Here is a 10,877-nt window from a genome sequence, read left to right as displayed (position 1 = left end):
CCCAAGCGCGCTACCTTACGACCAGTGTCGAACCTGTACCCAGCCAAGATCCGACATATCCGCGTAAATTCGAGAACACTATTCTAGCGTTCCTCGTGTTTCGGGTCTCTATCTCATGATCTCGCTTACAGCGTCGATCCTTCGCGAACAGGTCTCCTCCTAGTATGAAAACTCTTGATATCGGCGGTTTGGCCGTCTCCAACACGGCCCCTTTGACGATCATTGCAGGGCCGTGCCAATTGGAAAGCGCGGATCACGCGCAGATGATTGCGGGCAAGATGAAAAAAGCCTGCGACGCGGTCGGTGCGCAATATATTTTCAAGGCGTCTTATGACAAGGCCAACCGCACGTCGGTGAATGGTGTGCGTGGGCCCGGGATGGAAGATGGATTGAAGATGCTGCAAAGCGTCAAAGATAGGATCGGTGTCCCTGTTTTAACTGACATCCATTGGCCTGAACAATGTGCAGCGGTGGCCGAGGTCGCGGATGTTTTGCAAATTCCTGCTCTTTTATGTCGCCAAACCGACCTCATTCTTGCAGCCGCTCAGACTGGTGCTGCGATCAATGTGAAGAAGGGGCAGTTCTTGGCACCTTGGGACATGGCCAACATCACAGGCAAGATCGAATCCACGGGAAACACGCGTATCCTATTGACCGAGCGCGGAACCTCGTTTGGCTACAATACGCTTGTAACCGACATGCGGTCCCTGCCCCAGATGGGTCAAACGGGATATCCCGTTGTTATGGACGCGACCCACTCTGTTCAGCAACCTGCCGGTTTGGGTGGATCAACGGGCGGACAACGCGAGTTTGCGCCATTGATGGCACGCGCGGCGGCTGCAATTGGTGTGGCTGCCATTTTCATCGAGACACATGAAGATCCTGACACCTCACCAAGCGACGGTCCCAACATGATCTACCTCGACAAAATGCCCGCGCTTTTAGACACATTGATGAAACTTGATGCGGTTGCAAAAGCAAACCCGCTCGAACTTTGAGCGAGGCCAGCATTACAAAACCAATCTCGATTGGTTCCCAGAACATTTGGGCACACCAACGCGGCGCCGTAGCATCAAGCCTATTTCGAGCAGTTCCATTAAGATGCGCCTGCAGTTGCAACGGTGACCGCTGACCACAATCTGAACCCCGAAACCATGGAAATGCTGCATGATATGGAAAACAAAATCAGTGTAATCATGGCATGCGACCTTCGTTTTGGACGTGAAATCGACAGGTCTGTTCGCATTCGAGCGTGGATTGATTAAGAATGGCGCAAATGCGAAATATTGGAAAACTATACAGGGTTATAGAAACAGAACCACTGGTCGGCGACTACGACCAAACGATCTGAGCCAATTTGGCACGGGGACAAATCAACAGCGCATGACTATGCAGCGCGAAAATTGAAGAAAAATGTAAGGTAATCGCAATGACAATTCAGGTTTTTGGCCATAAATCCCCCGACACAGACAGCACGGGATCCCCCCTTATCTGGGCATGGTATTTGTCAGAAATCAAAGGCACGCCAGCCGAGGCGAAGCTTTTGGGTGAGCCAAACACCGAAGCCTTGTTCATGTTGCAACATTGGAAGTTGGACAAGCCAGCGATCATTGCAGACATTGATGCAGGGGCGCCTTGCGTGATTGTTGACACGAACAACCCAGCTGAATTACCCGCATCCGTAAATGATGCGGACATTCAGGCGATCATCGACCACCACGCCTTGGTTGGTGGGCTAAAGACAAAAGGCCCCATCGACATCACGATCCGTCCTTTGGCGTGCACTGCGACGATCATGCACGATCTAATGGGTGACGATGCGGCGAAGATGCCAGACGCCATCAAGGGTGCGGCGCTGACCTGCATTTTGTCCGATACTTTGGAATTCCGTAGTCCTACGACAACCGCGCACGACCGCGGGATTGCTGAGAAATTGGCGGCAGAGCTAGGTGTTGATATCCCCACGTTTGCTGCTGCGATGTTTGCGGCCAAGTCCGATTTGTCCAGCTTTTCGGACGCGGAATTGCTGCGTATGGATTCCAAAGAGTATGAAGTTGACGGCACCAAGTTCCGTGTTTCCGTTCTTGAGACCACCTCCCCTGCGACAGTCTTGGATCGTAAGGCCAGCTTGATGGAGACGATGACACGCGTTGCCACGGAAGATGGCGTTGATCAGGTATTGTTGTTTGTTGTTGATATTTTGAACGAACAAAGCACGTTGCTGGTTCCTAATGATCTGGTGAAGTCGGTTGCGTCTAAGTCATTTGGTGCACACGCAACTGCTGACACATTGGTTTTGCCAGGTGTGGTTAGCCGTAAAAAGCAGGTTATCCCAAACCTTAAAGTATAAGTAGATTGAGCGCGCCCTCGTCGGGCGCACGCTTTCCTTTTTAAGTGCCTCCGGCGGGGATATTTTAAGAGAGAGGAAGGGGTGCCGTTTTTGTTCCGGCTCGTGTAGGCAGGGGGCAAAATTTGCTTTGAGGCCTGACTTATGACCCGTATCGTTTCGACCCTCGCCGAGATTTCCCATCAGTATGACGCGCTTTTCGTAGACCTTTGGGGCTGCGTACATGACGGTGTGAAGGCATTGCCTGACGCGGTCGCCGCGCTGCAAGAGTATCGTAGAAGTGGCGGCAAGGTCGTATTGGTCACGAACTCACCACGCCCACGTGCTGGTGTGATCAAACAGCTTGTTCATTTTGGGGTGCCAGAGGATTCTTGGGATAGCATCGCGACGTCTGGGGATTCAGCACGCTCTGCCATGTATCGCGGTGTGGTTGGCGAAAAGGTCTATTTCATTGGCGAACATCATGATCAGGATTTCTTTAAGCCCCTCGATATCTTGGAAAATCCTGTGGATATTCAACAGGTCGATTTGAGTGACGCTGAGGGTATCGTCTGCGCGGGACCATTTGATCCAATGGCCGATCCGGAGGAAATGCGGCCACAGTTCTTGCTGGCTAAAACCAAGGGGCTGAAGTTGCTTTGTGCCAATCCTGATCTGGTCGTGGATCGTGGCGAAACGCGGGAATGGTGTGCGGGGGCTTTGGCCGCGCTTTACACGGAAATGGGCGGAGAGAGCCTATATTTTGGCAAACCCCATCCCCCGATCTACGATCTTGCGCGTCGTCGGCTGACCGCTTTGGGCAAGCCCATTGCCGATGATCGTATTTTGGCGATTGGGGACGGTATTTTGACTGACATTTCAGGAGCCATGGGTGAGGATATTGATTCGCTATTCATTACGGGTGGGCTTGCCCGCGAAGAGACGAAAACAGAGCGTGATCCGGATGAAACGGCGTTGAACCTCTATCTAGGGGAACAAATGTCTGCCCCAACCTTCGCAATCGGATATCTGCGTTAGATATTCCCCTTGCCAAATGCTGCATTTGCAAAGTAATAATATTTCAACATCATCACTATAGATGTTCATTTATTACTTACGCGCCTGTAGGAGGGTCTTATGTTGGACAATTTACCTCGCGGTACGATCTGTATCGAAGATATCGAGATGGGGATGACACGCCACCTGCGCAAAGTCGTCACAGACCGCGATATTGAATTGTTTGCTGAGGTATCCACGGACCGCAATCCGGTGCACTTGGATGATGACTATGCGCAAGACACTATCTTTGAAGGCCGCATCGCGCACGGGATGCTGACGGCTGGTCTAATCTCTGCAGTTATCGGTGAGCAATTGCCCGGCCACGGTACGGTCTACATGGGTCAAAGCCTGAAATTTCTCGCACCCGTGCGCCCCGGCGATATGGTCCATGCAGAGGTCGAAGTGACAGGCATCGAACATGCGAAACGTCGTGTGACGCTGAATTGCCGCTGCATGGTTGATGGCAAAAAGGTTCTTGTCGGCGAAGCGATGGTTCTGGCCCCAAGTCGCAAATTCGACTGACACCGAACGATGCTTGCAACGCCCTAAAAGGCCCGTTACGCCAACATCCATGCGAATAATCCGAGACTATACATATGTGACCCCAGATGACCGAGGCGCGAGCGCTGCTATCGGAAATTTTGATGGTGTACACATTGGCCACCGCGCCGTGATCGACATTGCACGTAAGGCGGGTGACACGATTGGGGCCCCGTGCGGTGTTCTGACATTTGACCCCCATCCACGCGAATATTTCGCGCCCCAAGCCGACCCGTTTCGATTGATGGGACCCGCTGCCAAGGCGACACAACTTGCAAAGATTGGCGTGGACCGACTGTATCAGTTGAATTTCAACACCGCTCTTGCAGCTCTGACTCCGCAAGAGTTTGCAACGCGCGTGATCCATGAAAGTTTAGGGCTACGTCACGTCGTTGTGGGTGCTGATTTTTGCTTTGGCAAAGAGCGCGCGGGTAAAGCGGCAGATTTGCAAGCGTTTGGCGAAGAATTGGGGTTTGGCGTGACGATTGCAGAGTTGATTGAAGGGGCGCAGGGACAAGTATCCTCGACCCGCATTCGCCAAGCCTTGAGTGAAGGTGAGCCGCGCCACGCGGCCGATATGCTGGGCCACTGGCACCGGATTGAAGGCATCGTAATTGGCGGGGAACAGCGCGGGCGCGAGCTTGGCTACCCAACCGCGAACATGTCGATTGATGGGCTGCATCCGCCAAAATTTGGTGTTTATGCAGTATTGGTCGAAGTTCAGGATGGACCACACAAGGGCAAGTACCACGGCGTTGCGTCGATGGGTGTGCGTCCGATGTTTGGGGAGAACCGCGCCAATCTGGAAACTTTTGTGTTTGATTTCAGTGGGGATCTGTATGGATCAACGTTGTCGATCGCATTGGTCGATTACCTACGGCCCGAATTGAAATTTGACGGGTTGGATGCGCTGATCGTGCAGATGGACGCTGATAGCGCGAAATCGCGTGAAATCTTGGCGGCTTTATGAGCGATGATCCGATCGAGCGTAAAGGTTTAGGCGAGCGTTTTTGGGAGCGCAAGAAGATGGCGCAGATGTCCCAAAAAGAATGGGAAGCGCTGTGTGATGGGTGCGGAAAATGCTGCCTGAACAAGCTGGAAGATGAAGACACAGGCGAAGTCGCATTGACCAATGTGGCCTGCCGTCTGCTGGATGATAGCACCTGTTTTTGCGCGCAATATGACATTCGCCATCAGTTCGTACCCGAATGCATTGTGATGACGCCGAAGAATATCGAAGAGCACCTGTACTGGATGCCACAAACGTGTGCCTATCGTTTGGTGCACGAAGGTCGTCCCTTGGAAGACTGGCATCCCCTGATTAGTGGCACGCCCGACAGTGTACACAAGGCCGGCGTTTCGGTTAAGAATAAGACTATTCCCGAGTTCGAAATCCACGAGGACGATTGGGAAGAGCATATCATTGAGGAACCGATCTAATGTATTTTGCATCTGATAACGCAGGCCCCGTGCACCCCGAAGTTCTGGCAAGCTTGACGCGCGCAAATGAAGGCTACGCGATGCCTTATGGTGCAGATGACGGAATGGGCCGCGTGCGCGCGCAAATACGTGAGATTTTCGAAGCGCCCAATGCGATGGTGCATTTGGTGGCGACGGGAACAGCCGCGAATTCATTGGCTTTGGCTTGCATGTGTCAGCCATTTGAGACGGTGTTCTGCTCAAGCGTTGCGCATATCCACGAAGACGAGTGTAGCGCGCCAGAATTTTATGCGGGTGGTGCCAAGCTGACGATTGTGACGTGTGACGTGGATAAGATGAGCCCGAAGGCCTTGCGCGCGACTATCGCGGCTGAGGGAACCCGTGGTGTGCATGGGCCGCAACGTGGGCCTGTTTCGATTACGCAGGTCGCTGAAAAAGGGTCTGTGCATACGCTGGACGAGTTGAAGGCGCTTGTCGAGGTTGCGAAAGAATTTGATCTGCCTGTCCATCTGGACGGTGCGCGTTTTGCAAATGCTATGGCTGCACTTGGCTGCACTGCGGCGGAAATGTCGTGGAAGCTGGGTATTGATGCGGTTAGTTTTGGCGGTACCAAGAATGGTTTGATGGGGGTCGAGGCGGTTGTCTTCTTTGATCCCAAAAAATCTTGGGAATTTGAGTTGCGCCGTAAACGTGGGGCGCATTTGTTTTCAAAGGTGCGGTTCTTGGCCGCACAAATGGAAGCCTATTTAACGGATGATCTCTGGCTCAACAGCGCGCGCAAAGCGAATGCAAACATGGTTCGTCTATCCAATGGCCTGCGTGGTCTTGCGGGAACAGAATTTCTTGCTGAGCCTGATGCCAACATGGTCTTCGCCAAGATGCCCCGCGCAGCGCACAAGCGTTTGCAGGATGGGGGCGCGGTCTATTACATCATGGGTGGTTCGGTTGAGGGGGATGACCCAGACGAACAATTGTTGTGCCGTCTGGTTTGTGATTGGTCGATCTCAGAGGTGCAAATCGATCAGTTTATTTCCCTAGCTGCTGGCTGATCATCTGCAAAATTTCGCGCGCCACCGCATTAGGGCGCGTGAGAGGAACCATGTGGCCACCCTCTGAAATACACACACGTGTAGAATTCGGGATGCGCTTTGCGAGCCCCTCACACACACTTGCCATGGCGGGTTTGCCAGAGCATCCATCAACGATCAGCGTGGGCGCGGTGATCTTTTCCAATGCGCCCGTGCCGATCAGATCATAGTGATCATGCTGGGCCGCGCGATCCCCTGCGACAATCAAATGAATGCGCTCTGCGATTGCTGTTCGGCTCTCTTTACTGAGACTGTTCCAAGGGCGACCATCGCCGTAGTCCTTGGTGAAAAGTTCGGCCGCTAATTCGCGGTTGCCCTCTTGCATCGCTTTGTAGAAGGCTTCCAACCCAACGAAAGCCTTGGCTGCGGTTTCAGGGGCATCCACCTTCGCAATCGCCATCATCACAGGTTCGATCAGTGTCAACGTGCGCACCATTTCTGGGCGCTCTACCGCGATGCGCAGCGCGACTGTTCCGCCAAAGCTGTGACCGATGATGTCCATCGGTTCATCTAAGAAGTCGAGTGCCATTTCAGTGACGCGATCTTGCAGGTCCCCATCATCGTCCCAATCCGCAGCGCGTCCATGTCCGGGGAAATCGAACGCGGTTAGGCTAAGCCCACCACCGGTTGCAGCGCCCATTTTGGAATAGACACCGCCATGCGCGAGCGAGCAATGTAGCAACAGCCCTTTGCGGGGGCCGTGGCCATATGTGGTTAGGTTGGTTTGGACACATGCAAGAACGCGCTTAACCATGAATTACAGATCGCCTGAAAGGTAAGCGTCCAGATCATCAAGGCGGTCTTGGCCCCAGAACTGTTGGCCATCGTCTGTGATATAGAACGGCGCGCCGAACGCGCCTGCGATAATCGCTTCTTCTAGATTACGCGCATAGGTTTCTGCTGAGGTCAGCATATCCTTGTCAGCAAGTGCCGCGTCAAAGCCCGCTTCGGTCAAGCATTCGCGCACCATATCATCCTGTGACACGTCCTTGTCATCGACCCAGATCGAGCGACCGAATGCATGAATCAACTTGCCCATGTCACCGCCGCCCGCATTGCCCGCTGCAATAATCGCATAGCAGGACGGCGCTGCATTCATTGGCCAATGCGCGGGCTTCATATTCAGATGCAGGCCAGATTTCTTGGCTTGGCGCGGCAATTCTTGCGCGCGGTAAGACATGCGATTGGGGTGACGATCCTTTGGTAACTGGCCACCCGTACGCTGGAACAAGGCTGGCAGGTCGAGCGGTTTGTAATTGATCGTGGCGCCGTGCTTGGCTGCGATTTCCGCTAATCGCGTTCCCGCAAGGTAAGCATAGGGCGAAAGTGTTGAGAAATAGTAATCAATATGTGGCATCTAGGCTCTCCAATGGGCAACGTGCTTTGCCGCACGGTAGCCCCGTGTTAAGCGGTGTTCAACCTCGCGATTCTGTGCTCGCGAATTGGCTGCCAAGGACACCGCTCATGCCCAATCTCACTGATCCCAAACTTATTTCTGGTAATGCAAACAAGCCGCTTGCGACTGCGATTGCGCGTCGCATGTCAATGCACCGCGGCATGAATGTCGACCTGGTCGATGCGCGTGTTGAGCGTTTTAATGACGGTGAAATTTTCGTTGAAATGTACGACAATGTGCGCGGCGAGGATGTGTTTATCATCCAGCCCACATCCAATCCTGCGAACGACAATCTCATGGAATTACTGATCATGTCGGACGCTTTGCGCCGTTCCTCTGCGCAGCGCATAACAGCCGTTATTCCCTACTTCGGCTACGCACGCCAAGATCGCCGCACGAAAGCGCGCACACCGATTACTGCCAAGCTAGTCGCGAACATGCTGGTCGAAGCGGGCGTCGAGCGCATCCTGACGATGGATCTGCACGCAGCGCAAATACAGGGTTTCTTTGATATTCCTGTGGACAACCTTTATGCATCGCCGATTTTTGCGCTGGATATCATGAGCCACTTTAAAGATCAGATGAGCGACGTAATGATCGTCTCCCCTGATGTGGGCGGTGTTGCGCGTGCGCGTGAATTGGCCAAGCGGATCAACGCACCTTTGTCTATCGTGGACAAGCGTCGCGAAAAGCCGGGTGAAATTGCAGAGATGACAGTGATCGGAAACGTGAGCGGCAAGACCTGTATCATCGTGGACGACATTTGCGACACGGCTGGCACGCTGTGTAAGGCCGCTGAAGTGCTGCTAGAGAACGGCGCGAAGGAAGTACATTCCTACATCACGCATGGTGTTCTTAGCGGCCCAGCGGTTGAGCGCGTCACAAATTCTGTGATGAAATCCTTGGTAATCACGGACACGATCCAAGCGACTGAACCAGTAAAGAATGCGCCGAATATCCGCATTGTTCCCACGGCACCCATGTTTGCTCAAGCGACGTTGAACATCTGGAACGGGACTTCGGTTTCATCCTTGTTTGATATTGATACGCTGGGACCGATTTATGAAGGTTTGTATTCGGTTTAACGCCTAAGATTTAAATTTTACCTAATGCCCTGAAGCGCGTTTTTACTGACACGTTTCAGGGTTTTCTACGACCATAGATCGCACAAAATCTGTTCATGATTTCAAATAAGCCCAATACACAAACATGACGACCAAAACTATGACGATCTGAGCCACCATTGCCTTGATAAGAAACTTTGAACGCTTCAAATCTTTTTCTACGTCGATTTTCTTCACGATCTGTCTCCGATCAAGTGGCTGCATTCCCAAAAGACATAGCATGAGAGCCTCCGGTTTGACTGGGAAACTTTGCACGCCGTGGGATGTCGTGTTCATGAAGGATCGTAGTCTTTTAACTTACATCCCATTCTTCTTCACCGCGCAAACCGCCCATTGCGATCCATGACAGGCGCACGCGGGCGACGCGTGTGTCGCCCCATGTTCGGAAGATCAGATCGAAGCCTGTCGTAGAAATGTTCTCGGCCTGAACATCTGCGCGTACGTTGGTGTCTTTGTCCAAATCTATAAGGGACATCTACACATGGACGGCTGGTGCATCAAGGTAAGGTTCTGAGAAAACTATCATTTTCTTACGTTGACGTGTACCTGTGCCCGACCACATCTTACCATCATTCTCATAATCCGAGAACATGATGTGTTCGCCTTGGTCAATTCCAAAAAGGTGGCTGCGGATGCGTTTCATACCGTCTGAATCAGTCTTTAAAAATTGGTTTCGAGACATCTTAACTTCAAGTCATGCCGTTGTATTGGCAAGCGCGAATTCAGTTAAAAATTGTAAAAGCCCTCCCGAGGGTATCGGAAGGGCTTTTTTATCTTACAAGCGTGTTGACTTAGTTAACGCTAATTCCAAGCGCATCACCGATTGCGACTGTATCCGCGAGCGTCTTAGCTGCCGCATCTACCATATCGCTTTTGGCATCTTGTGCCTTGGCGTATGTGTCTGTCGCTGCGTCGATCATACCTTTGAGCGTGTCAGAGGTCATATCTGCCTTTGCGACCGCATTTTCGGCCAGAACGGAAATACCGCCATCGCCGATTTGTGCGAAACCGCCAGTAACCACATACTCGCTCTCGCCCTCTGGACCGCTCACTTTCAAGACGCCTGGGCGCAATGTTGTGATCGTAGATGCATGATCAGCCATAGCTGTCATATCACCGTCAGAGCCTGGGATCTGCACTTCTGTAACCTGCATGGATGCAAGGCTACGCTCTGGTGAAACCAGATCGAATTGCAATGTGTCCGCCATGTTCTTCTCCTTTGTAGGTGGTGCTGATCGAAACCAGCACCAACCAAATCAGGGATTAAGCTGCGTCTGCGGCCATTTTCTCAGCTTTAGCGATCACGTCTGCGATGCCGCCAACCATATAGAAGGCGCCTTCGGGTAGGTGATCGTACTCGCCTGCGACAACCGATTTGAACGACGCGATTGTGTCTTCCATTGGAACCTGAATACCATCAGAGCCCGTGAAGACCTTCGCAACGTCGAACGGCTGGGACAAGAAGCGCTCTAGCTTACGTGCACGAGACACGGCCAGTTTGTCTTCCTCGCTCAGTTCGTCCATGCCGAGAATGGCAATGATGTCCTGAAGCGATTTGTAGCGCTGAAGAACCTGCTGAACGTCTGTCGCAACCTTGTAGTGGTCATCGCCGATGATCAGTGGGTCAAGCAAACGCGATGTTGAACCAAGTGGGTCAACAGCCGGGTAGATGCCTTTTTCAGAGATCGAACGATCCAGAACCGTTGTCGCATCAAGGTGCGCAAACGATGTCGCTGGAGCCGGGTCAGTCAGGTCGTCCGCTGGAACATAAACCGCTTGTACCGATGTAATGGAACCGTTCTTCGTGGAAGAAATACGTTCCTGCATCGCGCCCATGTCTGTCGCAAGCGTTGGCTGGTAGCCAACCGCAGAAGGAATACGGCCAAGAAGGGCGGAAACCTCGG

Annotated in this window: 13 protein-coding genes and 2 pseudogenes; 9 read left to right on the top strand and 6 right to left on the bottom strand. The window is 52.6% G+C overall.

The features are described from left to right. The 8 genes and pseudogenes from QZ279_RS14540 to QZ279_RS14505 form a co-directional block, all read left to right on the top strand. Positions 1–163, top strand: a pseudogene (locus QZ279_RS14540) (capsule biosynthesis protein); the annotation flags it as partial. Between the two features lies 1 nt (position 164). Further along, positions 165–998: a 3-deoxy-8-phosphooctulonate synthase gene (gene kdsA, locus QZ279_RS14535; RefSeq protein WP_293452143.1), complete on the top strand. Its 834-nt coding sequence runs from the start codon at positions 165–167 to the stop codon at positions 996–998. Between the two features lie 431 nt (positions 999–1,429). Next, complete coding sequence (locus tag QZ279_RS14530; RefSeq protein ID WP_293452141.1) at positions 1,430–2,350, top strand: manganese-dependent inorganic pyrophosphatase; 921 nt, start codon at positions 1,430–1,432, stop codon at positions 2,348–2,350. A gap of 141 nt (positions 2,351–2,491) precedes the next feature. Next, positions 2,492–3,364, top strand: a complete 873-nt coding sequence (locus QZ279_RS14525; RefSeq protein WP_293452139.1) for a TIGR01459 family HAD-type hydrolase — start codon at positions 2,492–2,494, stop codon at positions 3,362–3,364. A gap of 99 nt (positions 3,365–3,463) precedes the next feature. Next, a complete protein-coding gene (locus QZ279_RS14520) occupies positions 3,464–3,907 on the top strand; it encodes a MaoC family dehydratase (RefSeq protein ID WP_293452137.1) in 444 nt (147 codons plus the stop codon). Between the two features lie 49 nt (positions 3,908–3,956). Then, positions 3,957–4,895, top strand: a complete 939-nt coding sequence (locus QZ279_RS14515; RefSeq protein ID WP_293452135.1) for a bifunctional riboflavin kinase/FAD synthetase — start codon at positions 3,957–3,959, stop codon at positions 4,893–4,895. After that, the gene (locus QZ279_RS14510) at positions 4,892–5,365 is read left to right on the top strand and encodes a YcgN family cysteine cluster protein (RefSeq protein WP_293452133.1); all 474 of its coding nucleotides are present in this window, start codon (positions 4,892–4,894) and stop codon (positions 5,363–5,365) included. Before QZ279_RS14515 ends, QZ279_RS14510 begins: the two co-directional genes overlap by 4 nt. Beyond that, the gene (locus QZ279_RS14505; RefSeq protein ID WP_293452131.1) at positions 5,365–6,414 is read left to right on the top strand and encodes a beta-eliminating lyase-related protein; all 1,050 of its coding nucleotides are present in this window, start codon (positions 5,365–5,367) and stop codon (positions 6,412–6,414) included. The genes QZ279_RS14510 and QZ279_RS14505 overlap by 1 nt, the downstream gene beginning before the upstream one ends. Here QZ279_RS14505 and QZ279_RS14500 read toward each other — a convergent pair. Both QZ279_RS14500 and QZ279_RS14495 read right to left on the bottom strand, forming a co-directional pair. Further along, positions 6,392–7,207, bottom strand: coding sequence for an alpha/beta hydrolase (locus QZ279_RS14500; protein ID WP_293452129.1), 816 nt, complete (start codon positions 7,205–7,207; stop codon positions 6,392–6,394). The genes QZ279_RS14505 and QZ279_RS14500 overlap by 23 nt on opposite strands. Before the next feature lie 3 nt (positions 7,208–7,210). Then, positions 7,211–7,810 (bottom strand): 2-hydroxychromene-2-carboxylate isomerase, encoded by a 600-nt coding sequence (locus tag QZ279_RS14495; protein WP_293452127.1) that lies wholly within the window; start codon positions 7,808–7,810, stop codon positions 7,211–7,213. A 107-nt stretch (positions 7,811–7,917) separates the two neighbouring features. Here QZ279_RS14495 and QZ279_RS14490 point away from each other — a divergent pair, with 107 nt between their 5' ends. After that, positions 7,918–8,934 (top strand): ribose-phosphate pyrophosphokinase, encoded by a 1,017-nt coding sequence (locus QZ279_RS14490; protein WP_293452125.1) that lies wholly within the window; start codon positions 7,918–7,920, stop codon positions 8,932–8,934. A 331-nt stretch (positions 8,935–9,265) separates the two neighbouring features. Here the strand turns inward: QZ279_RS14490 and QZ279_RS15820 are convergent, their stop codons facing one another. The 4 genes and pseudogenes from QZ279_RS15820 to QZ279_RS14475 all read right to left on the bottom strand — a co-directional run. After that, positions 9,266–9,448: an H-type lectin domain-containing protein gene (locus QZ279_RS15820; protein ID WP_366513987.1), complete on the bottom strand. Its 183-nt coding sequence runs from the start codon at positions 9,446–9,448 to the stop codon at positions 9,266–9,268. Then, on the bottom strand, positions 9,449–9,616 hold the full coding sequence (locus QZ279_RS15815; RefSeq protein WP_366513986.1) for a hypothetical protein: 168 nt from the start codon (positions 9,614–9,616) through the stop codon (positions 9,449–9,451). A gap of 148 nt (positions 9,617–9,764) precedes the next feature. After that, positions 9,765–10,181, bottom strand: a complete 417-nt coding sequence (locus QZ279_RS14480) for a F0F1 ATP synthase subunit epsilon (RefSeq protein WP_293452123.1) — start codon at positions 10,179–10,181, stop codon at positions 9,765–9,767. A gap of 55 nt (positions 10,182–10,236) precedes the next feature. Further along, a pseudogene (locus tag QZ279_RS14475) lies at positions 10,237–10,877 on the bottom strand (F0F1 ATP synthase subunit beta); the annotation flags it as partial.

Origin of the sequence: Planktotalea sp. (assembly GCF_018607965.1) — a bacterium.
Lineage (GTDB): Bacteria > Pseudomonadota > Alphaproteobacteria > Rhodobacterales > Rhodobacteraceae > Planktotalea.
This window is presented reverse-complemented; position numbering and strand designations above follow the sequence as displayed.

What these genes read in the sequence shown, in the direction of transcription:
- kdsA (WP_293452143.1), top strand. Translation starts at nt 165, where the DNA reads ATGAAAACTCTTGATATCGGCGGTTTGGCCGTCTCCAACACGGCCCCT.
- QZ279_RS14530 (WP_293452141.1), top strand. Translation starts at nt 1,430, where the DNA reads ATGACAATTCAGGTTTTTGGCCATAAATCCCCCGACACAGACAGCACG.
- QZ279_RS14525 (WP_293452139.1), top strand. Translation starts at nt 2,492, where the DNA reads ATGACCCGTATCGTTTCGACCCTCGCCGAGATTTCCCATCAGTATGAC.
- QZ279_RS14520 (WP_293452137.1), top strand. Translation starts at nt 3,464, where the DNA reads ATGTTGGACAATTTACCTCGCGGTACGATCTGTATCGAAGATATCGAG.
- QZ279_RS14515 (WP_293452135.1), top strand. Translation starts at nt 3,957, where the DNA reads ATGCGAATAATCCGAGACTATACATATGTGACCCCAGATGACCGAGGC.
- QZ279_RS14510 (WP_293452133.1), top strand. Translation starts at nt 4,892, where the DNA reads ATGAGCGATGATCCGATCGAGCGTAAAGGTTTAGGCGAGCGTTTTTGG.
- QZ279_RS14505 (WP_293452131.1), top strand. Translation starts at nt 5,365, where the DNA reads ATGTATTTTGCATCTGATAACGCAGGCCCCGTGCACCCCGAAGTTCTG.
- QZ279_RS14500 (WP_293452129.1), bottom strand. Translation starts at nt 7,207, where the DNA reads ATGGTTAAGCGCGTTCTTGCATGTGTCCAAACCAACCTAACCACATAT.
- QZ279_RS14495 (WP_293452127.1), bottom strand. Translation starts at nt 7,810, where the DNA reads ATGCCACATATTGATTACTATTTCTCAACACTTTCGCCCTATGCTTAC.
- QZ279_RS14490 (WP_293452125.1), top strand. Translation starts at nt 7,918, where the DNA reads ATGCCCAATCTCACTGATCCCAAACTTATTTCTGGTAATGCAAACAAG.
- QZ279_RS15820 (WP_366513987.1), bottom strand. Translation starts at nt 9,448, where the DNA reads ATGTCCCTTATAGATTTGGACAAAGACACCAACGTACGCGCAGATGTT.
- QZ279_RS15815 (WP_366513986.1), bottom strand. Translation starts at nt 9,616, where the DNA reads ATGAAACGCATCCGCAGCCACCTTTTTGGAATTGACCAAGGCGAACAC.
- QZ279_RS14480 (WP_293452123.1), bottom strand. Translation starts at nt 10,181, where the DNA reads ATGGCGGACACATTGCAATTCGATCTGGTTTCACCAGAGCGTAGCCTT.